Origin of the sequence: Quadrisphaera sp. INWT6 (assembly GCF_015390235.1) — a bacterium.
In the GTDB taxonomy this organism is placed as follows: Bacteria; Actinomycetota; Actinomycetes; order Actinomycetales; family Quadrisphaeraceae; genus Quadrisphaera.
The window spans coordinates 216,512-242,970 of sequence record NZ_VUOH01000001.1 but is presented as its reverse complement, the minus strand read 5'-3'; the positions used below and the strand labels follow the sequence as shown (position 1 = coordinate 242,970).

The following is a 26,459-nucleotide window of genomic DNA, read 5'->3' as shown; positions in this document are numbered from 1 at the left end:
TCAGACCGAGCTCACGCCGAGCTGGCCGCCACCGCTCCCGCGGTCGCCGCGGGCTGCTCGACCGGCAGCACCGCGTCGAGCAGGGCCGTCGCCCACTCCAGCACCGCGCGGTCGCGCAGCGGCTGGCCGCCCACCCGCGCCGTCATCGGCTGCGGCACGAGCACCGCGCGCAGCGCCGACTTCACCAGCGTGCCCGGGTAGAGGCGCTGCACCCGCAGCTCCTGGCTCTCGCGCAGCTCCACGGGGGCGAACCTGATGTTCCTGCCCTGCAGGGACACCTCGCTGACCCCCGAGGCGCGGGCCCGGACCCGGAAGCGCGCCACGGCCAGGAGGTTCTCGACCTGCTCGGTCGGCTCGCCGTAGCGGTCGACGAGCTCGGCGCGCACGGCGGCGACGTCGTCGTCGGAGGTGGCCGCGGCCAGCTTGCGGTACGCCTCCAGGCGCAGCCGCTCGTGGGGGACGTAGTCGTGAGGGAGCAGCCCGTCGACGGGCAGCTCGATCTTCGCCTCGGGCAGGCCCTCCTCCTTCGGGCCGTCGCGGTACTCCGCCACGGCCTCGCCGACCAGGCGCACGTACAGGTCGAAGCCGACCCCGGCGATGTGCCCCGACTGCTCCCCGCCCAGCAGGTTGCCGGCGCCGCGGATCTCGAGGTCCTTCATGGCGACCTGCATGCCCGCGCCGAGGTCGGTGTGGGAGGCGATGGTGGCGAGCCTGTCGTGGGCCGTCTCGGTCAGCGGCCGGTCCGGCGGGTACATGAAGTAGGCGTACGCCCGCTCGCGCCCGCGGCCCACGCGGCCGCGCAGCTGGTGCAGCTGCGACAGGCCGAGCAGGTCGGCCCGCTCGAGGATGAGCGTGTTGGCGTTGGAGATGTCCAGGCCGGTCTCGACGATCGTGGTGCAGACGAGGACGTCGGCCCGCTTCTCCCAGAAGTCGACGATGACCTCCTCGAGGCGGTGCTCGGGCATCTTGCCGTGCGCCGTCGCGATGCGGGCCTCGGGCACGAGCTCGGCCAGGCGCGCGGCGGCCCTGTCGATCGACTCGACCTTGTTGTGCACGTAGAAGACCTGGCCCTCGCGCAGCAGCTCGCGCCGGATCGCGGCCGACACCTGCTTCTCCTCGTAGCCGCCGACGTAGGTCAGCACCGGGTGGCGCTCCTCGGGCGGCGTCGCCAGCGTCGACATCTCGCGGATGCCCGTGACGGCCATCTCCAGCGTGCGCGGGATGGGCGTGGCGCTCATCGCGAGCACGTCGACGTTGGTGCGCAGCGTCTTGAGGAGCTCCTTGTGCTCGACGCCGAAGCGCTGCTCCTCGTCGATGATGACCAGGCCGAGGTCCTTGGCGCGGTACTCCCCGCCGAGCAGGCGGTGGGTGCCGATGACGACGTCGACGGTGCCGTCGGCGAGGCCCTCCTTGACCGCCGCGGACTCCTTGGCCGTCACGAAGCGCGACAGGGCCCGCACGGTGACCGGGAACGGCGCGAAGCGCTCTGAGAAGGTCTCCAGGTGCTGCTGCACGAGCAGGGTGGTGGGCACGAGCACGAGGACCTGCTTGCCCTCCTGCACGGCCTTGAAGGCGGCGCGGACGGCGATCTCGGTCTTGCCGTAGCCGACGTCGCCGCAGATCAGGCGGTCCATGGGCACGATGCGCTCCATGTCGGCCTTGACCTCGTCGATGGTCACGAGCTGGTCGGGCGTCTCGACGAAGGGGAAGGCGTCCTCGAGCTCGCGCTGCCAGGGGGTGTCCGGGCCGAAGGCGTGGCCCTGGGTGGCCATGCGGGCGCTGTAGAGCTTGATGAGGTCGCCAGCGATCTCCTTGACCGCCTTGCGCGCCCGGCCCTTGGTCTTCGACCAGTCGGCGCCACCCATCTTGTTGAGGGCCGGCGCCTCGCCGCCCACGTACCGGGTGACCTGGTCGAGGGTGTCGGTGGGCACGAAGAGCCGGTCGCCGGGCTGGCCGCGCTTGGACGGCGCGTACTCGATGACCAGGTACTCGCGGGTGGCGCCCTGCAGGGTGCGCTGCACCATCTCCACGTACCGGCCGACGCCGTGCTGCTCGTGCACCACGAAGTCGCCCGTCTTCAGCTGCAGCGGGTCGACGGCGTTGCGCCGCACCCGGCTGGGCATCCGCTTGGCGTCCTTGGCGGACATCGGGCCCGAGGTGCCCAGCAGCTCGGCCTCGGTGAGCAGGGCGACCTTGAGGCCCTCGGCCACGAAGCCGGCGCCGATGCCCGCCGTGGTCACCTGCACCACGGAGGGGGTGAGGTCGTCGGGGCCGACGGCGTCGGCGCGGTGCGCGGGCACGTCGGCGTCGGCGAGGACCTCCGCGAGGCGGTCGGCGCTGCCGTGCCCGGCGGCGGTGGCCACCAGGCGCCACCCGTCCTTCACCAGCGCTCGCAGGTCGGCGAGGACGGCCGGCACGTCACCGGCGTGGCCCTCGACGGCCCGGGCGCCGACGGTGAGCACCACGGCGTCGTCGGCGCCGTCGTAGCTCGCCGGTCCGGCCAGCTCCTCGTCGGCGGCGAAGGACGACAGCGTCCACCAGGGCCGCCCCGTGGTCAGGGCGTGCGCGCGGGTGGCCGCGAAGGTGGTGTAGCTGGCCCGGTCGAGCCCGAGGTCGACGGGGACCTGCCCGCCCGAGGCGGCGTTCGCCCAGGCGGCGGCGAGGAACTCCTCGCTGGTGGCCACCAGGTCGTGGGCGCGGCTGCGGACGCGCTCGGGGTCGAGCAGGACGACGTGGGTGCCGGCGGGCAGGACGTCCAGGAGCGGCTGCATCCCGTCGACCAGGGCGGGGGCGAGCGACTCCATGCCCTCCACGGCGATGCCGCCGGCGATCTTGTCCAGCATCTCGGCGGCCCCGGGCAGCTGCTCCTTGAGGGCGGCGGCGCGGGCGCGGACCTCGTCGGTCAGCAGCAGCTCGCGGCAGGGCGGCGCCCACAGCCCCTCCGGGACGACCTCCAGCGAGCGCTGGTCGGCCACGGAGAAGGCGCGCACCTCGTCGACCTCGTCGCCGAAGAGCTCCACGCGCAGGGGGTGGTCGGCCGTGGGCGGGAAGACGTCGAGGATGCCGCCGCGCACGGCCACGTCACCGCGGCGCTCCACCATCTCGGTGCGGGTGTACGCGGCCGCCGCCAGGTCGGCCACGACCTGCTCGAGGTCGACGACGTCGCCCGCGCGCAGCTGGACGGGGCGCAGCTCCGACAGGCCCTGCACCAGGGGCTGCAGGACGGCCCGCACCGGCGCGACCACGACCCGGACCCTGGAGCCGGGCCCTCCGCCGGGCCCCTGCGGGGCGCCGGCCGCCTCGTCGGGGTGCGCCAGCCGGCGCAGCACCGCCAGGCGGCGCCCGACGGTGTCGGAGCGGGGCGAGAGCCGCTCGTGGGGCAGGGTCTCCCAGCTCGGGAACTCCACCACGGCGTCCGGGCCGAGGTAGCACCGCAGCGCCGCGGCGAGGTCCTCCGCCTGGCGGCCCGTGGCGGTGACGGCGAGCACCGTCCGGTCGGCGCCGCCGTCGGCCTCCGGGGCGGCCAGCGCGGCGAGCAGCGCCGGACGCGCGCCCGGCGGGACGGACACGTCGAGCAGCGGGACGTCGCCGGACCGCGCGCTCTCGACGGCCCGGGTGACGGCGCGGTCGGGCAGGAGGGCGGCGAGGACACCGGTCAGCGACACGGTGCTCAACGATACGTCCGACCGCCGACACCCGGGTCAGCGCGAGGGGCCGCCCGGGTGCCCGGCGTCAGACGGCGTGCGGCAGGTCGAGGTCGAGCGGGGGCGCGGTGCTCTCGAGCGGGTCCGGCAGGGGCGGCAGCGCCCCGGGGAGGGCGCGCGCGGCCAGCGGCACCTCGGCCGGGGCGGGCGCCGCAGCGCCGCTGATGAGGTCCGCCGCCTTCTCGGCGAGGACCATCACCGGCGCGTAGCTGTTGCCGTTCGGCATGAGCGGGATCGCCGAGGCGTCGACGACGCGCAGCCCGGGCAGGCCGTGCACGCCGAGCGTCGCCGGGTCGAGCACGGCGGCGTCGTCGTGGCCCATGCGGGCCGTGGACGTCGGGTGCAGGCCCGTGCGGGCGGTGCGCCGCACGAAGGACAGGATCTCGTCGTCGGTGACGACGTGCCGGCCCGGGACGACCTCGCCGCCGTCGTAGCGCTCGAAGGCGGGCTGCGAGAGGAGCTCGCGCACCGTGCGCAGGACGCGCACCCACGCCTGGCGGTCGCTCTCGGTCGAGAGGTAGTTGTTCCGGATCACCGGGGCCGCCGACGGGTCGGTGGAGCGCAGGGTGATGCTCCCCCGCGACGTCACGCGCCCGGGGTAGGCGTACAGCTGGTAGCCCGGACCGTCGACGACGGGCATGCCCGCCACGGGCCACACCAGCGACGAGAAGAACACCGTCGCCTCGGGGACCAGCTGGTCGGGGGTGGTGCGCAGGAAGCCGCCGGCCTCGATGTGGGTGCTCGCGCCGGGGCCGCTGCCCAGGGCCAGCCAGCGCGCGGCCGCGGCCAGCAGCTGCGGGCGCTGCCTGATGCGGCTGGCGCCCAGGGGCGCGGTGCAGCGGTGCTGCACGAAGGCGCCGAGGTGGTCCTGCAGGTCGCGGCCCACGCCGGGCAGGTGGTGCACGACGTCGACCCCCGCCGCGGCGAGCTCGTCGCGCGGGCCGATGCCGGACAGGAGCAGCAGCTGGGGCGTCGCGAACGCGCCCGCGGCGAGCACGACCTCGCCGGCGCGCACCTCCAGCTCGGGACCGGCGACGCCGTCCTCGACCACGCGGTAGCGCACGCCGACGGCGCGGCCGCCCTCGACGACGACCCGCGTGACCAGGGCGTGGCACTGCACGCGCAGCGCACCGCCGTGGCGGTCTCCGCGCAGGTGGGGGGTGAGGTAGGCGTCGGCCGCGGTCACCCGGCGGCCGTGCGACTGGGCCTTCTCGAAGGGGGCGACGCCGTCCTGGACCTCGTTCGGGTCGGAGGCGACGGGGTGCCCGGCCTGCTGGGCCGCCGCGAAGAAGGCCTCGTGGAGCGGGCCGCTGGCGGGGTCGGCGGTGAGGACGTGCGCCCCGGAGCGCCCGCGGGTCGGGCCGGCGCCGCGGCGCGTGGCCGCCTCCACGCGCTGGAAGTAGGGGACGAGGTGGGCGTAGTTCCACGAGCCGTCACCGGTGAGGGCTGCCCAGCCGTCGTAGTCGGCGGCGTGGCCGCGCTGGTAGAGCATCCCGTTGATGGCGCTGGAGCCCCCGAGGGCGCGCCCGCGGGGGTGCACGACGCGCCGGCGGAAGAGCCAGGGCTCCTCCTCGCCGGTGAACTTCCAGTCGTACCGGGCGTCGCCGACGGCGCGCGACATCCCCAGCGGCATGCGCACCGACACGTCCCAGGGGCGCACCGGCCCGCCGGCCTCGAGGACGAGCACCGACCCGGCACCGCGCTCGACCAGCCTGCCCGCGACGACGCTGCCCGCGGAGCCTCCGCCGACGACGACGACGTCGACGCGCTCGGCGCTGCCGCCGCTGCGGCGGGCGCCCGGGACGCGCGCGGGTCGGTGCACGGCCATCGGGACCTCATCTCGTCGAAGAAGTTGCTGGAGCAAACTACGTCGCCCTCAACGGTAGCGCTCCACCGATCACCCCGTCCGCAGGGCGCAGCCCGGTCGGACAGCACACCACCCGACCGGGCCAGAGATCCACCACGAGCGGTTAAAGACCTGGTCAAGACCTGGTCAAGACGCGGTCGCCGGCCGCGTCAGCGCCCGCTCGGGGCCACCAGGTCCGGGGTGATCCCGGCGACGGACGCGGCACCGGCGAGGGCCATGGCGTGGGCCAGGTCGGCCACCACCTCGGCGACGCACGCGGCCGCCGCGTCGGCGCCGCCGGCCGCCAGGGCCCACAGCACCGGCCGGCCCAGCAGCACCGCGTCGGCCCCCAGGGCCAGCGCCACGAGCACGTCGGCGCCGGAGCGCACGCCGCCGTCGACCAGCACCACCGGGCGCCTGCCGGCGGCCGGTCCGAGGGTGAGGGGCCCGTGGGCGCGCACGGCGGCCGCGACCTCCCGCAGCGCGAAGGCGCTGGGGACCGACCTGTCGAGCTGGCGCCCGCCGTGGTTGGACACCACCACCCCGGCGGCCCCCGCGGCCAGGCACGCCTCGGCGTCGTCCGCGCGCAGCACGCCCTTGACCAGCACCGGCAGGCCGGACACCTCGTTCAGCCAGGCGATGGTGCCCAGGTCGATCGAGGGGTCCTGCTCCGCGGCGGCGCGCTGCCCGGCGACGTCCACCTCGGCTCCCCCGGCGGCGGCCCGCTCCGCGAAGTGCGGGGCCAGGTTGACCAGGAACTGGTCGTCGGGCACCGCCAGGCGCGTGCCCGTCACCCGGCGCTTGCGGCCCACGTAGGGGGTGTCGCCGGTGAGCACGAGCGCCCCAGCGCCCGCGGCCACCGCGCGGCGCACCAGCGCCTCGGTGAGCGCGCGGTCCTTCATGACGTAGACCTGGAACCACCACGGGGCACCGTGCTCGGCGGCCGCCGCGGCGACCTCCTCCACGGCCCGCGAGGACCGGGTCGACAGGCCCAGCAGGCCCCCGCCCCGCCCCGCCGCCGCGGCGGTGGCGAGCTCGCCGTCCTGCGTGGCCAGCGCGTGGAAGGCCATCGGCGCGATGCCCACCGGGTGCGCCACCGGCACGCCCAGGAGCTCCGTGGCCGTGCTGACCGTCGAGACGTCGCGGAGCACCCGCGGCCTCAGGCGGTAGGACGACCACGCCGCCTGGCCCTCGCGGCGGGTGACCTCGCCGCCGGCCCCGGCGTCGTAGTAGTCGAAGACCTCGGGGGCGAGCCGCTGGTGCGCAGCCCGCCGCTGGGCCACCAGCAGCGGCAGCCCCGCGGCGGCGCCGGCGTCGGGCGAGCTCACGGCCGGCTCAGTCCTTCCAGGTCTTCCACTCCGCCCTGCCGGCGTCCCAGAGGCCGTTGAGCTCCTTCCAGTCGCGGAAGGTGTCCATGCCCAGCCAGTAGCCCTCGTGCTTGTAGACGCCCAGCTCGCCGTCGCGGGCCAGGCGGCCCAGCGGCGCGTGCTCGAGCATCTCCTCGGTGCGGTCGGCGTCGAGGTAGCCCTCCACGAAGGAGCGCTCGAAGAAGAAGAAGCCGCCGTTGACGTAGTCCGTCTGCGTGGTGGGCTTCTCGTTGAACTCCTTCACGGAGTCGCCCTCGACCTGCATCTCGCCGTAGCGACCGCTGGGGTGGACGCCGGTCAGCGTGCCGGTCTTGCCGGACGCGACGTGCTGCTCCAGCGCGGTGGACACGTCGACGGAGCCAATGCCGTCACCGTAGGTGAGCGCGAAGCGGGGCGCGTCGAGGTACTTCGCGGCGCGGGCGATGCGCGCGCCGGTGGCCGTGGTCAGGCCCGTCTCGACGAAGGTGATCTCCCAGTCCTCGTCGGAGGTGTCCGTGTGGAACTCCAGCGGCTTCGACCCGTTGGTGTGCAGCGTCAGGTCCGAGGAGCGGACGCGGCTGTCGAGGAAGTACGACTTGATCATGTCGCCCTTGTAGCCCAGGCACAGCACGAACTTCCGGAACCCGTGCGAGGAGTACAGCTTCATGATGTGCCACAGGATCGGGCGGCCGCCGACGTCGACCAGGCCCTTGGGGAGCTGCTCGCTGGCCTCGCGCAGGCGCGTGCCCATGCCGCCGCAGAGGATGACGACGGGGATCTCGGAGACCGGGACCCCGGTCGTGGCGGTCTGGTCGGCTGCGGTCATGGGGAAGCCCTCCGGGTGCGTGGCAGCTGCGGTGTCCTCAGCACTCTAGGCACGGAGCGTGACGACGCCGAGCGCGAAGGACCCGACCGGGCGACGCCCGGTCGGGTCAGGTGCGCGGTGCGGGCGGACGCGCGGTGCAGCGCGCAGCGCGCCGCGAGGGCCCTGCCGACCCTCCGCGGCGACCTGTGGTCAGACCTCGTAGGTGCTGCCCTGGCTGTCGACCACGGCGTCCTCGTCGTCGAACCAGTGGCCGTCGTGGCCGAGGTAGCGGAAGTGCACGGACGAGCCCTTGGGCACCATCACCGTGGCGGAGCGGCTGCCGTTCGAGCGCTTCTTCATCACGTGGGCGAAGGGGCTCCAGTCGTTGAAGTTGCCCACGACGGACACGGCCTCGCTGTAGTCGTCCTTGGACAGGGAGAACGTCACCTTGACGTCCTCCGACCCCTTGGTCGTCTTGGTGGTGATCGTCACTGTCGGTCTCCTCGCGCGGGTGCGTGTCGCCGGCTCCGTTCGAGTGGCGCTGTGGCGCACCGTACCGGAGGCCGACACGCCGTGGCACCTGCGCCGACGCGCTCCCCCTTGACAGGGGCGCACGGCTGGGCGGTGGTCACCCGGCTCAGCGCGCCGCGTGGAAGCGCTGCTGCGCCGCCTCGAGGCCCTCGGTGACGACCGCCTCGACGGCGTCGGCCGCGTCGGAGAGCAGGAAGGGCAGCTCCTTGCGCTCGACCGTCGAGAACCCGCGGAGCACGAAGTCGGCGGGGTCCATGCGGCCCGGGGGGCGTCCGATGCCCACGCGCACGCGGACGTAGTCCTTGGTGCCCAGGGCCTTGGAGATGTCGCGCAGGCCGTTGTGCCCGCCCTCGCCGCCACCGCGCTTGAGGCGCACGGCGCCGGCGTCGATGTCGAGCTCGTCGTGGACCGCGATGACGCGCAGCGGGTCGACGCCGTAGAAGCGCGCCAGGCCGGCGGTCGGGCCACCGGACTCGTTCATCCACGACGTCGGCTTCGCCAGCACCACCCGCTGGCTCGTGATCCCGGGCGGGCCGAGGCGCACCTCGGCGACGGCAGCCCGCTGCTTGGAGGCCTTGAAGCCGGTGCGCAGGCGGGAGGCGAGCTCGTCGACGACCATCGCGCCGACGGTGTGGCGGTCGGCCGCGTGCTCGGGCCCGGGGTTCCCCAGGCCCACCACCAGCCAGGGGCCGGCGGTGGGGAGCTCCCCACCGCCGGCCCCGGCGCTGCTGGGAGAGGTCACTCCTTCGAGGAGTCCTCGTCGGAGGCGCCCTCGGTGGAGCCCTCAGCGGCCTCGTCCTCGGGGGCGTCCTTCTCGATGCCGGCCTCGGCCTCGGCCTCGGCGAGCTCGGCGTCGAGCTCCTCGGCGGTCGGGGCGGCGGTGACGTTGACGACGCCGGCCTCGGCGTCGACGGCCAGCTCGACGCCCTGGGGCAGCTGCAGGTCGCCCGCGGTGATCAGGGTGCCGGCGGCGACGCCCTCGACGTCGACCTCGATGACCTCGGGCAGGTGGGTCGCCTCGGCGGTGACGGCCAGGGTGCCGAGCTCGACGGAGACGACGGTCTGCGGGGCGGCCTCACCGGTGGTGCGGACCGGGACCGAGACCTCGATGCGCTCGCCCTTGCGGACGATCACGAAGTCGACGTGCTCGATCTCGCGGCGGACCGGGTCGACCTGGACGTCCTTGACCACGGCCAGCTCGGTGGCGCCGCCGTCGAGCTTCAGGGTGACCAGCGCGTTGCGGTTCTTGCGCAGCAGCAGGAGCGTGTCGTGGCCCGGGAGGGTCACGTGGCGGGGGTCCTGGCCGTGGCCGTAGACGACCGCGGGGATCTCGTGGCCGCGGCGGATCTGGCGCGCGGCGCCCTTGCCGAAGGCGGTGCGGGTGCGAGCGGCGAGCTCGGTGCCGGTGCTGCTGGACGCCATGGGTGTCTCCTGGTGGCTCTGCGGGGTGGCCCTGTGCCGGGTCGGTCTGCCCACCGGCGCAGGAGCGCGTCGCAGACCGGCCCGGAGGCCGACCACCGCGTCGATCACGGAGCGCCCGGGGCCTGCTGGTGACCAGCGGGCCGGGCCTCCCTCGCCGAGGAGCGCCGGTCACTCTACCCGCTGAGGCGGGCCGGAGGTGACCGGCGCTCCTGCGGCCGGGCGGGGGGACGGGTCAGCTGTTGCCGTCGAAGAGGCTGGTCACGGAGCCGTCGTCGAAGACCTCGCGGATCGCGCGCGCGATGAGCGGGGCGATCGAGAGGACCTTGAGCGTGGGGAACTGGTGCGCCGGGGGGATCGGCAGCGTGTTGGTGACCACGACCTCGGAGATCGGGCTGTCCTTCAGGCGGGCCGCGGCGGGGCCCGACAGGATCGGGTGCGTCGCCGCGACGATGATCTCCTCGGCCCCGTTGTCCTTCAGCGCCTGCGCGGCCTGCACGATGGTGCCGCCGGTGTCGATCATGTCGTCGACGAGCACGCAGGTGCGGCCCTCGACGTCGCCGACCAGCTCGTGGACCTGCACCTGGTTCGGGCGGTTCGGGTCGCGGCGCTTGTGGATGATCGCCAGCGGGGCACCGAGCTTGTCCGACCACAGGTCGGCCAGGCGCACGCGGCCGGCGTCCGGGGACACCACCGTGATGCTGTCGCCGTCGGCGACGCGGCCGCGGACGTAGTCGGACAGCAGCGGCAGCGCCCAGAGGTGGTCGACCGGGCCGTCGAAGAAGCCCTGGATCTGCGCGGTGTGCAGGTCGACCGACATCAGGCGGTCGGCGCCGGCGGTCTTGAACAGGTCGGCCATGAGGCGGGCGGAGATCGGCTCGCGGCCGCGGTGCTTCTTGTCCTGGCGGGCGTAGCCGTAGAACGGGGCGACGACGGTGATGCGCTTGGCCGAGGCGCGCTTGAGCGCGTCGACCATGATCAGCTGCTCCATGATCCACTGGTTGATCGGGGCGCAGTGGCTCTGGAGCACGAAGGCGTCGCAGCCGCGGACGCTCTCCTCGAAGCGCACGTACGTCTCGCCGTTGGCGAAGTCGTACGCCGACGTCGGCACGAGGGCCGCACCCATCTCGGAGGAGACCTCCTCCGCGAGCTGGGTGTGCGCCCGCCCGCTGATGAGGACGAGGCGCTTCTCCCCCGTGGTGGTGATGCCGGTCATGCCCGCTCCTCCTGCTGGTCCTGCTGCTGGTCCTGCTGCGCGCGGGCGGCGGCGGCCGCCCGCGCCGAGGCGCTGCCGGCGCGCTTGCGCTCCGTCCAGCCCTCCACGTTCTTCTGCCGCCCGCGGCCCACGCCGATGGCGCCCGCCGGGACGTCGTCGGTGATGACCGAGCCGGCGGCGGTGTACGCGCCGTCGCCGATGGTCACGGGGGCCACGAGCACGCTGTCGCTGCCGACGAAGGCCGCGTCACCGACGCGGGTGCGGCTCTTGGTCTGCCCGTCGTAGTTGGCGAAGATCGTGGCGGCGCCGATGTTGCTGCCCTCGCCGATCTCCGCGTCGCCCACGTAGGACAGGTGCGGCACCTTGCTGCGCGCCCCGATCCTGGCGTTCTTGGTCTCCACGAAGGCCCCGACCTTGCCGCTCTCACCCAGGTGGGTGCCCGGGCGGAGGAAGGAGAACGGCCCGACGGTGGCGCCCGCGCCGACGACGGCCAGCTCGCCGTGGGTGCGCTGGACGACGGCGCCCTCGCCCACCTCGCAGTCGCGCAGCGTGGTGTCGGGGCCGACGACCGCCCCCTCGGCGATGCTCGTGGCGCCCAGCAGCTGGGTGCCCGGCAGCACGGTGGCGTCGCGGCCGACGTCGACGGTGACGTCGACCCAGGTGGTGGCCGGGTCGACCACGGTGACGCCGGCCCGCATGTGGCGCTCGAGGGTGCGGCGGTTGAGCGCCGCCCCGAGGGCCGCGAGCTGCACGCGGTCGTTGACGCCCTCGACCTCGCTGGTGTCGGCCACGGCCCGGGCTGCCACGCGGTGGCCCTCGGCGCGGGCCAGGGCCAGCACGTCGGTCAGGTAGACCTCGCCCTGGGCGTTGTCGCGGCCCACCCGGGGCAGCGCGGCGGCCAGGACGGCGGCGTCGAAGGCCCAGATGCCGGTGTTGACCTCGGCGACGGCGCGCTCGGCCTCCGTGGCGTCCTTCTGCTCCACGATCCGCTCGACGACCCCGTCGGCGTCTCGCAGGACGCGCCCGTAGCCGGTCGGGTCGGGCAGGACGGCGGACAGCACGGTGACGCCGTTCCCCTCGGCCTCGTGCGCAGCGGCCAGCTCCACCAGGGTCTCGGCGCGCAGCAGCGGGACGTCGCCGAAGGTGACCACCACGGTCCCCGCCAGCGGCGGGGCGCCGGCGCCGCGCTCGGCCGCGAGCGCGTCGAGGCCGCACTGCACCGCGCGGCCGGTGCCGGGCACGTCGTCCTGGTCGGCCACCAGGGCCCCGGGGTGCACCTCGAGGGCGTGGGCGGCGACGCGCTCGCGCTCGTGGCGCACCACCACGACGAGCCGCTCAGGCTCGGCGCCGCGGGCGGCGGCGAGGGCGTGGCCCAGCAGGCTCCGGCCCCCGATCGCGTGGAGCACCTTGGGGGTGGCTGAGCGCATCCGGGTGCCCTCCCCCGCGGCGAGGACGACGACGGCTGCCGGGCGGGTCGAGCTCACGCGCACGCGCTCCCTGCTCACGGGGGTGGGGTCGCCCTGGACACTACCGGGGCGCAGCCCGCTCCCCGGCCGCGCCCGTCTCCCGCGGGAGGCTCCCCGGACGCCGCTGCAGCAGCTCCCCCGCGAGGACTCGAACCTCGACATAGTTATCCAAAGTAACTAGTGCTGCCGTTACACCACGGGGGACCACGCAGTCGGAACTGCTCCGCAACACCCTGCCACGTCCCGACCAGCGGTCGGCAGGTGCGCGCGCCGTCACCCACGGCCACCGCGAGGCACCCCCCGGCGGGTCTCGCCGGCGGTGTGGCGCGGCGTCACCGGCGAGCGGCGACCCAGCGCAGGACGGTGGAAGCGGTGGGCAGAGCCGACCTGCTCCCCTCACGCCCCTGCGCAGGATCGACGTCAGCGGTCGGGTGGACCCGCAGACGGCGGTCTCCGCGCGGAACACCCCGGTCTGCTGCAGAGCCGCGACGAAGGTGCGGAGGGCCGCCGGGTCCCTGTCCGCCAGGGTGCCTTCCCGGGTCCGCCGCCACGGCTCGGCCCCGCCGCCCCGCGAGCCCGGGCAGCCTGCTCTGCGTGCTGGCGCGCCCGGTGCTCGTCGACGAGCCGGCGCCCGGGCGGTGCGCGACCTCCCCCACGGCCCGCCCCTCCGCGGCGCGGGGCCACCGCGCGCTCGCGGAGCTCGACGGGGTACCCGCACCGCTGCGGCGAGCTCCCTGGTCGCGGGCGGGACGCGTGGGGGGCGGGGGGACTGGTCGTCGTGGGTCCGTGCACCACCCACGAGCCGATGACCACGAAGACCACCGACAGCGCGGCGGGCCGATGACGCAGGGGACGCGCGTTCCCCCGTTCGTGTGACCGACCCCGCCTGACGGGTGGATCGCGAGCGCGACCGGGGACCGTCCGCAACCCTGCGTGCCAGCGTCCCCGTGTGACTTCCCCCCACGTCGCCCCGAAGCCGGCGCGCCCGGCACCCGACGGCGTCCCGGATCGCCCGACGTACCGCGACTCGCTGCGCCGCCTGCAGGCGGCGCAGAAGTCGGCGCAGGGCGCCCCGATCTACTCGCGCTTCGTCAACCGGCCGCTCGGGCGCCGCCTGGCCGCCGTCGCGCACGTGCTGGGGATGACGCCCAACCAGGTCACCGCCAGCTCGGCCGTCGCCACCGGGGCGGCTGTCGTCGCCGTCGCGGTGCTGCCGAGCGCGTGGTGGAAGGGACTGCTGGTCGCGGCGCTGCTGGTGCTGGGCTACGCGCTGGACGCCGCCGACGGGCAGCTGGCGCGCCTGCGAGGTGGTGGGTCGCTCGCCGGCGAGTGGCTCGACCACGTGGTCGACGCCGCGAAGACCGCGAGCCTGCACCTGGCCGTGGCGGTGGGCGCCTACCGCACCTTCGACGCCCTCGCCGAGGGGTGGCTGCTGGTGCCGCTGGTCTTCTCCGCCGTGGCCAGCACCTGGTTCTTCACGATCATCCTGAACGACCACCTGCGCCGGCTGGCCGGCACCCGCGACGTCCAGGCGACGGTCAGCGCGGGCGAGGCCCGGCAGCACTCAGCGCTGCGCTCGCTGGCGTCCGCGCCGGTCGACTACGGCGTGCTGTGCGTGGTGTTCGTGCTGCTCGGCTGGCCGCTGCTGTTCACCTGGGCCTACGGCCTGCTGGCACTGGCCTTCGCGGCGATCACCGCAGCCTCGATGGTGGCGTGGTTCCGCCAGGTCGACGCCCTCGGGAAGACCCGCAAGCCCCCCGCCCCGGCGTCCCCTGGAGCTCCCGCATGAGCGTCACCGGCTACGTGCCCGGCGTCTACGACATGTTCCACATCGGGCACCTCAACATCCTGCGGCGCGCCCGCGAGGACTGCGACGTGCTGGTGGTGGGTGCCGTCACCGACGACGTCGTGGAGCGGACCAAGGGCAGGCGGCCCGTGGTGCCGCTCACGGAGCGCATGGAGATCCTGGCGAGCATCGGCATCGTCGACCGCGTCGTGGCCGACGACTGCGGCAGCGACAAGATGCCGATGTGGCAGCGGCTGCACTTCGACGTCCTGTTCAAGGGCGACGACTGGAGGGGCACGCCCAAGGGCGACCAGCTCGAGGCCAGCATGGCGGCGGTGGCGGCGCGTGTCGTGTACTTCCCGTACACGGAGACGACGTCGAGCACGCTCCTGCGCGACCTCATCACCGCGCACGGCTGATGGCGGCGCGGACCGCGGGAGCTGCTCCCGTCGTCGTCGTGGCCCACCCGTCGGCCGAGCTGTACGGCTCGGACCGGCAGTGCCTGGAGACCGTGCGGGGGCTGGTGGACGCGGGCGTGCGCACGGTGGTCGCCCTGCCGGACGGTCCCCTGGCGGCCGCCGCTGCGGAGACCGGTGCCGAGGTGGTCGCCGTGACGGCCCCGGTGCTGCGCAAGTCGCTGATGACCCTCCGCGGTGCTGCTTCGCTGATCGCGGCGTCCGCTGCGGCGCTGCCCCGGCTGGTGCACCTCCTCCGCTCCACCGGCGCCGACGCCCTGTACGTCAGCACGCTGACGGCCCCCCTGTGGGTCGTCGCCGGGCGGCTGGCGGGCGTGCCGGTGCTCGTGCACGTCCACGAGGCCGAGGACGCGGTCGCCCGCCCCGTGCGGGCGGCGCTGGCCGCCCCGCTCCTGCTGGCCGACCGCGTGGTCACCAACAGCGCTGCCAGCCGGGAGGTGCTGCGGCGGTCTCTGGCGCCCTCGGTCGCGCGCGCCACCGTGCTGCACAACGGCGTCCCCGGTCCCGAGCACCACGTGCCGGTCCGTGCGGAGGTCGCCGGGCCCCTCCGCCTGGCGCTGGTGGGGCGCCTGTCGCCCCGCAAGGGCAGTGACGTCGCCGTCGAGGCCGTCGCCGCACTGCGCGACCGCGGCGTCGAGGTCCGCCTCGACCTCACCGGTGACGTCTTCCCCGGCTACGAGTGGTTCGAGCAGCAGCTCCGCGACCGCGTCGCGGAGCTGGGGATCGCGGACCTCGTCGCGCTGCGCGGGCTGGCGCCGTCGCCGTGGCCGGCGATGCAGGCCGCAGACGTCGTGCTGGTCCCGTCCCGGGTCGAGCCCTTCGGCAACACCGCCGTCGAGGCGATGCTCGCGGGTCGCCCGCTGGTCGCCGCAGCGGCCCAGGGGCTGCGCGAGGTGGTCCGCGACGGCGTGGACGGCGCCCTCGTGACCCCGGGCGACGCCGGTGCGCTGGCCGGTGCCGTGCTCGCCTGCGCCGCGGACTGGCCAGCGGCGGTGGAGCGGGCCGCGCGGGCCCGCTCCGCGGCCGAGCACCGCTTCTCCCCCACCACCTACCGCGAGCGGATCGCGGACGAGGTGCTGGCGCTGGTGGGCGGCCGCGCACCGTCCTCGGCGGGGTCTGCCGCTCGCCGGAGCGCCTGAGGAGCCGCGCCGCTCAGGCGCGACGGCGGAGCAGATGCGCGAGGGGGCGGCGCGGCGAGGAGAGCGGGCGGGCCAGGCGCGCCCGCCGCTGCCGGCGGTGTGAGGACGCCGCGGTGAGCAGGACGGCGCGCACGGGCGTTCCGTAGAGGTCCAGCAGCTGCGACGCCCGCCGCACCGCCGCCTGGGAGGTGCCCTTGCGCACCACGAGCACCGCGGCGTCGCTGAGGCGGGCCAGCACGGCGGGTACCCCGCCGCCCAGGAGCGGCTCCGCGTCGACCACCACGAGGTCGAACTCGGCCCGGGCGCCCTCGACGAGGGTGCGGAGGCGGGCGAGGTCGGCCGGGGTGTCGTCCCGGCCGCCGGCACCGGCGACCACCACGTGGACGAAGTGCGCCGGGTCGACGTAGCGCGGGACGGGAGCGACGTCTGCCCACTGCTCGGCGTCGCCGTAGAGGAGCCGGCGCACCTCGGCGCCGCCCGGGGACCGCGCTCCCAGCACGAGGCTGAGCGTGGAGCGGGAGAGGTCCGCGTCCACCAGGAGCACGCGGCGGCCCTCGCGGGCGGCGGCCGCGGCGAGGTTCGCCGCCGTCGTGGTGCGGCCCTCACCGCGGCGGGCGCTGGTGACCAGCAGCACGCCGTCGGCTGCGGTGACGACCAGCGCCGACGCGAGCGGCGTGTGCGTGGGGCCGGGGAGCCCCCGCAGCGTGCGCAGCGGCCCGTCGTCGCTGACCGTGCCGAGGGGGGCTGTTCCGCTGGCGAGGGCCGCGCCGTCCTCGTCCTCCACCCGCGGGTCGCGGTCGGCGCGCAGCCACGCGACCGCCGTCGCCAGGCCGAGGCCGACGACCAGTCCCAGTGCGACCTCGCGCAGGGGCGGGCCCGGAGCCGGCACGACAGCGGTGCGGGCGAACTCGACGCCGTCGCCGAAGACGGCGCGGTCGGTGCGGAGCTCGTTGGCCTGCTGGGCCAGCCCGGCCAGGGTGGTCGCGGCGGCGGAGGCGGCCGGTCCGGTTGGGACGAGCTGGAGCTGCTCGCGCTGCTCGTCGGCGCTCGCCTCCACCGCGCTGAGCGCTGCGTCGGTGAGGGCGTCGACCTGGGCGGTGGTCTGGGCCCGGTAGGCGTCCACGACCGCTCCGGCGATGAGCTCGGAGCGCTCGGGCGTCGCGGCGGCCACCCCGACGTCGAGGGTGTTGGAACCGGCCGAGGTCGAGACGGTCACGATCCCGCGCAGCTGCTGCACGGTGAGCCCACCGACCGCACCGACCACCTGCTCCAGCACCGGGTCGCTCTCGACGAAGGCGGCGCGCTGCGCGGTGTAGCGGGTGAGGGTCGCGTCGTTGGCGGACCCGGGTGCCAGCAGGTTGGAGCTGCTGGGAGTGCTCAGCTCGATGACGGCGCGCGCGGACGGTGCGGGGGCCAGCAGCACCCCGACGGCGGCGCTCGCGATCCCGGCGACCACGACGATGGCGGCCGAGGACCGGGCGTAGCGGCGCAGAGCGGTCAGCGGCCCGGTCCCCGTGCCCTGGCGCGCGCCGCTGCTCTGGGCGGGTGCGTCGGTCTGGCTCACCCGAGTGACATCGGCGGGGTGGGTCGGGTCCTGAAGGGTCCGGCCGCCACACTCGACGGGTGATCCTCGCCGCCTCGCGCACAGCAGCGCGCGCGGGCGCCGCCGCGGCGCGCGGCCGCCGTGCGGGCGGGGCCTTCGCAGCCCAGGCCAGCCAGGCCGCCGCGAGCCTCGCCCTGCAGGTGCTGGTGGCGCGGGAGCTGGGAGCCTCGGGCCTGAGCCGCTGGGCCCTGCTCTACGGCGGGCTGGTGCTGGTGACCGGGGTGATGACGGGGCTCGTGGGCGATACGCTCACCGTCGTCGACCGCCAGCAGCGCCCGGTGCGAGCGGCCCTGCAGCAGTGGACCCTCGCGGGTGCTGTCGTCCTGGCGACCGCCGTCACCGCGGTGGGCGCCGCACCCGCGGGCCTCGCCCTGGCCGGCGCCGCGGCGCTGTGGCTGTCCGTGGCGCTGTTCCTCCTCGAGGACACCTCACGCCGCCTGCTCATGGCGTGCGGCAGGTTCTGGTCGGTCGTCGTGGTCGACGGCGCCGCCCTCGCGGGGTCGATGGCCGTGGTCGGCGCCGTCGCCCTGGTGGGCGGCCCGCTCGACCTGACCACCTTCTTCTGGGCGCTCGCCGCCGGCCAGGGGCTCGCGTGCGGTGCCGCCGTGCTGCTCCTGCCCCGGCAGGAGCGCTGGCTCGCGGGGTGGCGCGGAGCCGACCGGCGCGTGGTGCTGGGCTTCGGGGCGTGGCGGGCCGCGCAGCAGACCCTGCGGCCGGGATCACTGACCCTGGCCCGCGTCGTCGTGGTCGCCGCCGCCGGGGCGGCCGCGTACGGCTCGGTCGAGGCGGCGAGGCTGCTCGTGACTCCGCTGGTGCTGCTGGTGGGCGGCGCAGGCAACCTGCTGCTCGTGCGCTTCGCGGGCAGCGGCTCCCAGGACCGCCGGGCGGCGCGCCGGACGGCCGACCGCGCCGCGGTGGCGCTCCTGGGCGTCTCGGTGGTCGCCGGCGGCACCGCGGTGGCCCTGGTGCCCCTGGTGGGAGACCTGGTCACCGGTGGCTCCTTCGCGGTGTCCCGGGCCGCCGTCGGCGGCTGGGTGGCCTACGCGGCGACGGCGTCGCTGGTCCTGCCCTACGCCACGCTCGCCGCCGTCCGCGGGCACCAGGCCAGCGCCTTCGCGCTGCGCGCCGTCGACTCGGCCGCCTCGGTGGGCCTGGTCGCCCTGCTGGTGGCGCTCGGGGCCGGGGCGTGGACGATGCCGTGGGCGCTGGCCTCCGGCTCGCTCGTCAGCGCGGCCGTGCTCCGGTGGCGGGTGCTGGCCAGCGGGCGGGAGCGGTCGGCGGACGCACCCGCGCGCTGAGGGTCGGCAGGTGCACCGGGGCGGGGCGCTGGAGGACGCCGATCCACCCGGCCACCACGAAGAGCCAGGTGCTGGAGAGCGTGGCGATGGCGCCGGGCCCGTCGTAGAAGATCCCGGCGATGACGATGGTCGCCGTCGAGCCCAGGAGCACCGGGGCGTCCACCACCGGACCTCCCCCATCGGGTCTGCGCACCGAGCGCACCAGCAGCCCGACCACGAACGCCGTCCACACGGCCAGCCCCACGAGGCCCACCTCGACGACCACGTTGATGACCTCGTTGTGGCCACCGCCCAGACCCGTGGCCTCGTAGAAGATGCCGCGCGGCGAGCCCACCCCGTACCCGAACAGGGGACGCCGCTCGACCGCCTCCACCGCCACGGTCCACAGGTCGGTGCGGGCGTTGAGGGTGGCCAGCTGCTCGGGGTCCTCACCACGGGTGACGAAACCGGTGATCCAGGTGCTGGCGGCGAACCCCAGCAGGCCCACGACCGGCGGCAGCGCCAGAGCCAGCTGCACCCGCGCACGCAGCGGCTGGTGCAGCAGCACCACGAGGGCGCAGCCCGCGAGGGCACCGGCGGCGGCGCCACGCGTCTGGCTCGCCAGGAGCGCGGCGGCGCACACGGCCGCGGCGGCGGCGTGGGCCGGCCGCCCCCAGCGCGGCCCCGGTGGCGGCGTGCGCGCGCTGAGGTGGCTGACGGCGATGACGAGCGCGAGCGCTGAGAAGACGCTCGAGACGTTCGGGTGGACGCTCAGCCAGGTGAAGCGCCCCACCTGCAGCGGGCTGACCACCGGGAACGGGAGGACCAGGCCCACGGCGGCCGAGACCACGACCAGCGCCACGAAGGCGTGGGCGACACCGTGCAGCTGCGCGCGCGACGCGTGGCGGCCCAGGGCAGCGGCGAGGGCCAGCACCACCAGCGCCTCCCCCGCCCTCACGACGGCGTACGCCGGGTACGGGGAGTAGCTGGCGGAGACCACCACGAGCCCGATGTAGCCGGCCCCGGCAGCCAGCGGGCCGCGCGGGGGGTGGCGCAGCGGGAGGTCGCGGCGGAAGGCGACCAGCAGCCCCAGGCCCACGGCCCCGAACAGGCCGATCTCCACGAGGTTGGCGAGGTCGAACGACCCCGACACCGCATCGGTCGGGTTGCGGACCCGCCACTTGTAGCTGCTGGCCACGATGATGAGCAGCACGCACGCAGCAGGCCAGTGCGCCGCGAGGAACGACCTGGGGCCGCCCCTGGCGCGCGCACGCGCTCCGACCGTCACCCCGTCCTCCTCGGCACGACGGGGCTCGCGCTGAACGCTGCCACCGCTCCTCCCACCCGTGCGCTCCAGCCACGACCGAGGGCCCCGGCCCCACAAGGAGGTGGCGACCGGGGCCCTCGCGCCACCCGTCAGGGGGCGGTGCCGCGTCAGGGACGGGTGACCTGGAACTGGCGGAAGGTGACCACCAGGGGCGCGCCCGTGCTGGAGCTGGACAGGTAGGTCGCCACACCGACGCTCCCGGCATCCTGGTAGCCGCTGGTCACATCGGTGGCGGAGGTCTGCCAGGTGGTCGGCTCCGCCGCCCCGGTGGCCCAGACCCGGGCCTGCAGGGTGGTGGTGCCGCTGCCGACGGCCTGGGCCCGCAGCTGCAGGCTGGTGGCGCCGGTGGCCGTCAGGCCCTGGACCACGCGCTCGCCGCCCACCACGGTCTCGCCCGCAGAGGTCCAGCGGGTCATGGCGATCGCGACCCGCCCGTCCGTCAGGAGCCGGACCCGGGCGCGGTAGTCGCCGGCGGAGGTGCGCCGCACGACCGCCGACAGCGACGTGGCACCGCCGGTGGCGGCCCGGTCGACCGCGACCGTGGTGGTCAGGTCGACGTCGGTGGCGCTGACGCCGGCGAGCACCTGGCCGTTGTTCGCGCCGGCGCGGGACACCGTGATGGTGGCCGCGCCGCCGTCCACGGCGTAGGCGGAGGCCGCCCCGTTCGTCGCCGTCCAGGCACCGCCGACCGCGGCGCTGCCCCAGCCGCCGGTGGTCGTGCGAGCGAAGTCGTCCTGGGCGAGAGCCGTGACCGGGGCCTGGGCCACCACCACCGACTTCGTCACCGTGCCGGTGGCTCCCTTGTCATCGGTCACCGTCAGCGCCACCTGGTAGGTACCGGCCGCCGCGTAGGTGTGCGACGCCGTCTTCCCGGTGCCGCTGGTGCCGTCACCGAAGGCCCAGGCGTAGGAGGCCACGGTCCCGTCGGCGTCGGTGGAGGCCGAGGCGTCCAGCGCCGCCGCCAGACCGGTCACCGAGGAGGTGAAGGCCGCCGTCGGCGCCGCGTTGGTCGCGGTCTGGGCCACCACCACCGACTTCGTCACCGTGCCGGTGGCTCCCTTGTCATCGGTCACCGTCAGCGCCACCTGGTAGGTACCGGCCGCCGCGTAGGTGTGCGACGCCGTCTTCCCGGTGCCGCTGGTGCCGTCACCGAAGGTCCAGGCGTAGGAGGCCACGGTGCCGTCGGCGTCGGTGGAGGTCGAGGCGTCCAGCGCCGCCGCCAGACCGGTCACCGAGGAGGTGAAGGCCGCCGTCGGCGCCGCGTTGGCGGTGCCCCCGGCGCCCAGCGCGTGGTGACGGGACACCTCGGTGGCGCTGAGGACGGTCGGGTAGACCGCGACCTCGTCGACCTTCGCGGCGATGAACCCGTTGGCGGTGCTGCCCCAGGAGGAGTCGCCGCCGACGCGCCAGTAGCCGTCGTAGCCCTGCGCGGACGTCTGGGGGTTGCTGCCCACCAGCGCGCCGTCGACGTAGAGCGCCATCCCGGCCGGCCCCTGCGTCGCGACCACGTGGTGCCAGGCGCCGTCGTTGTAGGCCTCGGCGCTGTCAGCCGTGTTCGGGGTGCCGGTCCAGGTGCCGAAGTGCAGCGTCCCGTCGCGGTCCATCCACACGTGGCGGTCGTAGCTGCCGCTGTAGCCGTTCGGCGAGCCGCCGAACCCGATCAGCTTGCCACCGTCGGTGGAGGTGGTGGAGAACCACAGCTCCTCGGAGTAGGTGCTGGGACCGGGACGCGGGGTGGTCGTGCCCAGGCCGTCACCGGCGGCGCCGCCGAGGGTGGCACCGGTGCTGCCCTTCAGCCCGGGCACGCCGGCTGCGCCGAAGGACACCGCGCCGCTGACCGCTCCCGGCGACAGCCCGTCGGGGCTGGAGTCGGCGGCCGTGGTGCCGGACGCCTCCTGGAGGCGCCAGTACAGGTCGGGCTGCGCGGCGTAGACGGCGGCGCCGTAGGCGTCGGTCGGCGCTGCGGCCGGAGCCGCGCCCGTGCCGCCAGCGGCGGTGAAGTGGCTGGCGACCTGGCTCTTCGTCAGCTCGGTCGGGTAGACCGAGACGTCGTCGATGGTGCCGGCGAAGGACCTGCTCGAGGGCGCCGAGGGCCACCAGTCGAGGTTGTCACCGCCGATGCGCCAGCGGCCGTCGAAGGGCTGCGCCCCGACCGCACCGGCGTCGCGGGCGGCGAGCGCGCCGTCGACGTAGAGCGACAGGCCCCCGGAGCCGGCCGTCATGACGACCTGGTGCACGGCGCCGTCGTTGTAGCGCTTGCTGGTGGTCGCGGTGCGCAGCCCGTTGCCGTTGGTCCCGGCCACGAGACGACCGTCGTTCGTCATGTAGATGTGGCGGTCGTAGCCGCTGCTGGCGCCGGTCGAGGAGTTGCCGAAGCCGACGATCTTGCCGCCGGTGGTGCTCTTGGTGGAGAACCACGCCTCGGTGGAGAACACCTGCGGACCGGGCTCGTCGGCCTGGGTGGCCGCCGGGACGTCCGCGGTGCCGGTGAAGGTGGTGGCGGTGTCGCCGTCACCGGTGGCACCCGCCACCGCCCGGGTGGCCGAGGGGTCCAGGACGAGGTCGGAGGCCCCGGCCGAGTCGTAGGCGGTGGTGCCGCCGGCCTCGTCGAGGCGCCACAGGTGCTGCGCCCCGTCGGCCAGGACGGCGTCGCGGTAGGCGCTGGCCGCCTGGGCACCGGTCGCCACGTCCACCGTGGAGGTCGAGCTGGCGAGCACGTTGCCCGTCGAGTCCTTCACGCGGACGCGGTAGGACTGGGTGCCCGCGGGCGCCGAGCGGTCGGTGAGCGCGACGGTGGGACGGCTCCACCAGGCGGAGGCCACCGTCGCGGTGGCGACCACCGGCGCCGTGGCGAGGTTGGTGCCGCGCAGCAGCTCGTAGGTGAGCGTCGCGTCGTCGCGGTCCCAGGCCGCACGCACCGAGGCGCGCACGGTGCCGCCCTGCAGCGACACGAGGGTGGGCTTGAGGTCCGCGGAGGTCGCGGTGGGGCCCTGCTTGTTCGGCGCCAGCGAGCGCACGGCGAAGCGCACCAGGCCCTGCTGGGCGGTGCCGTTGACGGCCGGGAACTCCCCGCCCATCACCACGTAGCGGGAGTCACCGGTCACCGACCAGGCCGCCTGGGCCTGGCCCGTGAAGGTGCCCTGGGACAGGGTCGGCAGCCACTGGACGACCTTCGCGCCCGGCAGCCCGTTGAAGTTGCCCCCGGAGTTGGTGGTGCCCGCGGCGGTCGTGAAGGCCAGCGCGCGCTGGAAGGTCCACGGCTCCTCCTGCGGGTGCCCGCCGACGGGCGCGCAGTTGTGCGCGTGCCCGGCCGTGTAGAGCACCCCGGCGGACGGGAAGGAGGAGTAGGTGTCGCCGTAGCAGCCGTTCACCCACTTCAGCGTCCCGCCGGCGGCGCTGGCCGCGTAGGTGTTCTCCAGGTTGCCGGAGCCGCCGAAGTTGTAGCCGGTGCCGTAGACGGTGTCGCCGTCGGTGGACAGGCTGTAGATGGCGGCCTTGGGGCCGTAGTCGTTGACGCGCTCCTGCACCGCCCAGGGCAGCGGGGCGCCCGTGGTGAGGTCCAGGGCCCCGGAGCCGAGCGCGCTCTGGCCGCCCAGGGTGGTGAAGCGCCCGGCGACCACCAGCTCGGCGGTGGAGCTGGGCAGGACCATCGCGTACGGCTCGGCGTCGGCGCTGGCCGTCCAGGGCAGCAGGGACCCGTTGCTGGCGCTGACCGCCGCGAGGCGGGTGCGCGCCTGGCCGGCGACGGCGGAGAACTCGCCGCCGAGGTAGACGGTGGAGCTGGTGGCCGCCACGGTCCGGACCCGGGAGTTGACGTTCGGGTTGAACGAGGTGATGAGCGCGCCGGTGCTGGCGTCCAGCGCCGCGACGCGGTTGCGGGTGGTGCCGTTCACGGAGGTGAAGGAGCCGACCACGTAGATGCGCTTGCCGTCGGGCGACGCCGCCAGGCCCAGGCCCGTGCCGTTCAGCGACGGAGCCCACGAGCTGATGAGCGAGCCCGTGGTGATGTCGTAGGCCAGGATGTTCGAGCGGGCGACCTCGTTGCTCCCGGCGGGAGAGCCGGCCGGGCGCGCCGAGGTGAACTGCCCCGTGGCGTAGACGCGGTCACCGACGACGACCTGCGACCACACGACGCCGTTGATCTGCACCGTGGGCAGCGCGTCGGCCGTGACCGAGGTGGTCGCCAGGCCCGCCGTGGCGGCAGCGGCGGCCTCGGCGGCCTGCGCCGGGAGGGCAGTGGCGCCGACGGTCGCGACGGCGGTCGCGGCAGCGGCGGCGAGCGCGAGGAGCCGCGCCCGTGCGGTGGTGCGTGTCATCTGTGCTCCTGCATCTCGCCACCCCCGGGCGGCCCCCGCACGGACCCAGGGGACCCTGGCCGTGCGGTGATCACGCTAGGCGAACCGACCACGCTCAGTCACCCCTCCTTGAGCCCGAGACCCCTGGAGGGGGTCAGGACAACCCGTTCTGCGTAACGGCCGGTCCTCTCAGCAGCGGGGACGTCGCAGGGCGGTACCGACAGCCGCGCTGGCGCTGACGCTGCGTCACAACCGCGAGGGGGTGGGACACGCCGCCGCTGGCCGTGTCAGAGCTGCAGGACGAGCGCGGAAGCAGAGCTGACCGAGGTCACCACCAGTGACGAGGCCGCGTCCGGCGACGCGGAGAAGACCCACGTCCCCCGGATCCGGGCGCCCGGGGCCAGGACTCCCGAGGGGACGTCGGCGGGCTCGCCGGTGAAGCCGTCCTGGGGCGTCCCGTCGCTGCTCGTGGCGGTGACGGTGACCCCGTCGAGCGAGACCGGTGACGGCGAGCCGTTCACGAGCTCGAGCAGCACGGCGGTGGCCGGGCCGGAGCGCTCCCCCGGGCCCGAGGCGGTGACGTCGACGGAGCTGCGCTCGACCACCTCGACGCTCAGACCGTCGCCGAAGCCTGCGACGGTCCCCTGCTCGACCGGCGGGAGCGTGGAGGCCCCCACCACCGGAGCGGTCGCCGGAGGAGGCCCGGTGTACGCGGACCGGCTGGGCGAGGGGGCCGTGGTGGTGGCCGCCGTCGTGGCGGTGCCCGTGGGGGCCGCCGTCGTGGCGCCGGGGGCCGAGCTCGCCGGAGCCCCGTCAGGCCCGGACGGGACTGCCGTGCAGCCGGCCACGACCGCGGTGGCGACGACCGCGCCGGCGAGGGCTGCGAGGACGACGCGCCGGGCGGGGATGCGCGCGGACCGGCGGACGGACCCGTCGAGGTGGCGAGGCGAGGGCGCGCTCACGAGCGGGCTCCGGCGGTGGCGCGCAGGAGCGCGAGGCGCTGGCAGAGCTCTTCGTACCCGTCCGCCACGAGGTCCCAGTCGTAGAGCTTGGCGCGGTCGGCGGCGAGCACGCCGCGCAGGGCGGTGCCCGCGGGATCGTCCTCGGTGCCCTCGACCACGGCGCGCACGTCGTCCGCCGTCCTCCAGTAGGCACCGGCGCTCTCCAGCACCTCGCGGTTGAACGACACGTCGAAGGCGGTGACCGCTGCGGAGGCGCCGATGGCGCGCAGCAGCGAGGGGTTGGTCCCGCCCACGGAGTGGCCGTGGAGGTAGGTGTGCGAGCCGGCGTAGAGCTGGTCGAGGAGGTCCTGGTCCCAGACACCGCCCAGGAAGGTGACGCGGTCGTCGGCGAGCGAGCGCACCCGCTGGGTGTAGGCGTCGGAGTAGGGGGCGGACCCCACCACGACGAGCGGCTTGCGCGCGCGGCTGGCGCTGTAGCCCTCGACGATGACGTCGACGTGGTTCTCCGGCTCGAAGCGGGCCACCACCAGGTGGTACCCGCCGGGCTCGAGCCCGACCTCGGCGAGGCGCAGCGGGTCACCGCCGCCCTCGACCACGGGCGCGCCGTAGGTGATGAGCGAGGTCTCCACGCCGAAGCGCTCGGTGTAGTAGTCCTGGATGCCCACGGCGTCGGCGATAAGGGCGTCGGAGAAGCGCACCGCGAGGGCCTCGGCACGGCGGTAGTAGTTCTGCCCCGTCTCGCCCCACTTCGCGCGCTTCCACTCGAGGCCGTCGACGTGGGTGGCCACGGGGATGCGGCGAGCGCGCAGGAGCGGCAGGTAGGGCGCGTTGGCGGCGTTGAAGACGAGCGCGACGTCGGTGGGGTGGCGCACGAGGTGGGCCACGGAGGCACCGGTGTGGCTCAGGGTCTCGAGCGTCCGGGACCGCATGGCGGGCAGGTGGACCAGCCGCATGCCGCGGTGGGTGGCCAGGCGGTCGTCGTCGTCGTCCTCGCTCGCGCGCCGGCAGTACACGACGACGTCGTGGCCGCGGTCGGCCAGGCGCGCACCGACCTCCTCGATGCAGGTCTCGAAGCCGCCGTAGTGCGCCGGCACGCCGCGCGTGCCGACCATGGCGATGCTCAGGCCGCGGCCAGCTCCGGCGGACGCCGGGTTCTGCTTGCGGTCCAGGACGCTCACTGGTCCTCCTCGGGTGCCACCGGGCAGCTGCTCCCCCGGTCCTTGGTCAGACAACGGTCCGGGTGCTGACCGACCTGAGTGCG

General features: G+C 75.3%; 18 protein-coding genes. 4 read left to right on the top strand and 14 right to left on the bottom strand.

The annotated features are described in order from the left end of the window. Window positions 1-11 precede the first annotated feature (11 nt). The 9 genes from mfd to glmU form a co-directional block, all read right to left on the bottom strand. Entirely contained in the window at window positions 12-3,665 is a 3,654-nt protein-coding gene (gene mfd / locus F1641_RS01005; protein ID WP_194902640.1) for a transcription-repair coupling factor, read from the bottom strand. Window positions 3,666-3,732: 67 nt separating this feature from the next. Next, a complete protein-coding gene (locus F1641_RS01000; protein WP_194902639.1) occupies window positions 3,733-5,532 on the bottom strand; it encodes a GMC family oxidoreductase N-terminal domain-containing protein in 1,800 nt (599 codons plus the stop codon). A 188-nt stretch (window positions 5,533-5,720) separates the two neighbouring features. Beyond that, window positions 5,721-6,878, bottom strand: coding sequence for an alpha-hydroxy acid oxidase (locus F1641_RS00995; RefSeq protein WP_206690358.1), 1,158 nt, complete (start codon window positions 6,876-6,878; stop codon window positions 5,721-5,723). A gap of 7 nt (window positions 6,879-6,885) precedes the next feature. Next, window positions 6,886-7,722, bottom strand: coding sequence for a sugar phosphate nucleotidyltransferase (locus F1641_RS00990; protein ID WP_194902638.1), 837 nt, complete (start codon window positions 7,720-7,722; stop codon window positions 6,886-6,888). 189 nt (window positions 7,723-7,911) lie between these two features. After that, entirely contained in the window at window positions 7,912-8,193 is a 282-nt protein-coding gene (locus F1641_RS00985) for an isoamylase early set domain-containing protein (RefSeq protein ID WP_194902637.1), read from the bottom strand. Between the two features lie 145 nt (window positions 8,194-8,338). Beyond that, entirely contained in the window at window positions 8,339-8,974 is a 636-nt protein-coding gene (pth, locus tag F1641_RS00980; RefSeq protein WP_194902636.1) for an aminoacyl-tRNA hydrolase, read from the bottom strand. After that, on the bottom strand, window positions 8,971-9,654 hold the full coding sequence (locus F1641_RS00975; RefSeq protein WP_194902635.1) for a 50S ribosomal protein L25/general stress protein Ctc: 684 nt from the start codon (window positions 9,652-9,654) through the stop codon (window positions 8,971-8,973). The genes pth and F1641_RS00975 overlap by 4 nt, the downstream gene beginning before the upstream one ends. Before the next feature lie 232 nt (window positions 9,655-9,886). Next, on the bottom strand, window positions 9,887-10,867 hold the full coding sequence (locus F1641_RS00970; protein ID WP_194902634.1) for a ribose-phosphate diphosphokinase: 981 nt from the start codon (window positions 10,865-10,867) through the stop codon (window positions 9,887-9,889). Next, entirely contained in the window at window positions 10,864-12,351 is a 1,488-nt protein-coding gene (gene glmU / locus F1641_RS00965; protein ID WP_309225294.1) for a bifunctional UDP-N-acetylglucosamine diphosphorylase/glucosamine-1-phosphate N-acetyltransferase GlmU, read from the bottom strand. Before glmU ends, F1641_RS00970 begins: the two co-directional genes overlap by 4 nt. A gap of 931 nt (window positions 12,352-13,282) precedes the next feature. On the opposite strand from glmU, the gene F1641_RS00960 reads away from it, so the two are divergent. Genes F1641_RS00960 through F1641_RS00950 form a run of 3 tightly spaced genes read left to right on the top strand, consistent with a single transcriptional unit; the run spans window position 13,283 to window position 15,734 of the window. Further along, on the top strand, window positions 13,283-14,122 hold the full coding sequence (locus F1641_RS00960) for a CDP-alcohol phosphatidyltransferase family protein (protein ID WP_194902632.1): 840 nt from the start codon (window positions 13,283-13,285) through the stop codon (window positions 14,120-14,122). Further along, window positions 14,119-14,538: an adenylyltransferase/cytidyltransferase family protein gene (locus F1641_RS00955; RefSeq protein ID WP_194902631.1), complete on the top strand. Its 420-nt coding sequence runs from the start codon at window positions 14,119-14,121 to the stop codon at window positions 14,536-14,538. Before F1641_RS00960 ends, F1641_RS00955 begins: the two co-directional genes overlap by 4 nt. Then, on the top strand, window positions 14,538-15,734 hold the full coding sequence (locus tag F1641_RS00950) for a glycosyltransferase (protein ID WP_194902630.1): 1,197 nt from the start codon (window positions 14,538-14,540) through the stop codon (window positions 15,732-15,734). The genes F1641_RS00955 and F1641_RS00950 overlap by 1 nt, the downstream gene beginning before the upstream one ends. A 13-nt stretch (window positions 15,735-15,747) precedes the next feature. Here F1641_RS00950 and F1641_RS22715 read toward each other — a convergent pair whose 3' ends face one another. Further along, window positions 15,748-17,298 (bottom strand): AAA family ATPase, encoded by a 1,551-nt coding sequence (locus tag F1641_RS22715; protein ID WP_194902629.1) that lies wholly within the window; start codon window positions 17,296-17,298, stop codon window positions 15,748-15,750. A gap of 59 nt (window positions 17,299-17,357) precedes the next feature. Here F1641_RS22715 and F1641_RS00940 point away from each other — a divergent pair, with 59 nt between their 5' ends. Then, entirely contained in the window at window positions 17,358-18,635 is a 1,278-nt protein-coding gene (locus tag F1641_RS00940) for a hypothetical protein (RefSeq protein WP_194902628.1), read from the top strand. On the opposite strand, the gene F1641_RS00935 is transcribed toward F1641_RS00940, so the two are convergent. From F1641_RS00935 to F1641_RS00920, 4 genes are all read right to left on the bottom strand, one after another. Then, window positions 18,562-19,902 carry an O-antigen ligase family protein gene (locus tag F1641_RS00935; RefSeq protein WP_194902627.1) on the bottom strand — a complete coding sequence of 447 codons (1,341 nt, stop codon included), beginning with the start codon at window positions 19,900-19,902 and terminating at the stop codon, window positions 18,562-18,564. The genes F1641_RS00940 and F1641_RS00935 overlap by 74 nt on opposite strands. Window positions 19,903-20,048: 146 nt before the next feature. Beyond that, the gene (locus F1641_RS22370) at window positions 20,049-24,257 is read right to left on the bottom strand and encodes a PKD domain-containing protein (protein ID WP_194902626.1); all 4,209 of its coding nucleotides are present in this window, start codon (window positions 24,255-24,257) and stop codon (window positions 20,049-20,051) included. 266 nt (window positions 24,258-24,523) lie between these two features. Next, a complete protein-coding gene (locus tag F1641_RS00925; RefSeq protein WP_194902625.1) occupies window positions 24,524-25,198 on the bottom strand; it encodes a hypothetical protein in 675 nt (224 codons plus the stop codon). Next, a complete protein-coding gene (locus tag F1641_RS00920) occupies window positions 25,195-26,310 on the bottom strand; it encodes a DUF1972 domain-containing protein (protein WP_194903262.1) in 1,116 nt (371 codons plus the stop codon). Before F1641_RS00920 ends, F1641_RS00925 begins: the two co-directional genes overlap by 4 nt. Window positions 26,311-26,459 lie beyond the last annotated feature (149 nt).

Excerpts from the sequence above, each read along its gene's own strand:
- F1641_RS01000 (WP_194902639.1), bottom strand. The coding sequence starts at position 5,532 with ATGGCCGTGCACCGACCCGCGCGCGTCCCGGGCGCCCGCCGCAGCGGC.
- F1641_RS00990 (WP_194902638.1), bottom strand. The coding sequence starts at position 7,722 with ATGACCGCAGCCGACCAGACCGCCACGACCGGGGTCCCGGTCTCCGAG.
- F1641_RS00975 (WP_194902635.1), bottom strand. The coding sequence starts at position 9,654 with ATGGCGTCCAGCAGCACCGGCACCGAGCTCGCCGCTCGCACCCGCACC.
- F1641_RS00970 (WP_194902634.1), bottom strand. The coding sequence starts at position 10,867 with ATGACCGGCATCACCACCACGGGGGAGAAGCGCCTCGTCCTCATCAGC.
- F1641_RS00955 (WP_194902631.1), top strand. The coding sequence starts at position 14,119 with ATGAGCGTCACCGGCTACGTGCCCGGCGTCTACGACATGTTCCACATC.
- F1641_RS00950 (WP_194902630.1), top strand. The coding sequence starts at position 14,538 with ATGGCGGCGCGGACCGCGGGAGCTGCTCCCGTCGTCGTCGTGGCCCAC.
- F1641_RS22370 (WP_194902626.1), bottom strand. The coding sequence starts at position 24,257 with ATGACACGCACCACCGCACGGGCGCGGCTCCTCGCGCTCGCCGCCGCT.
- F1641_RS00920 (WP_194903262.1), bottom strand. The coding sequence starts at position 26,310 with ATGGTCGGCACGCGCGGCGTGCCGGCGCACTACGGCGGCTTCGAGACC.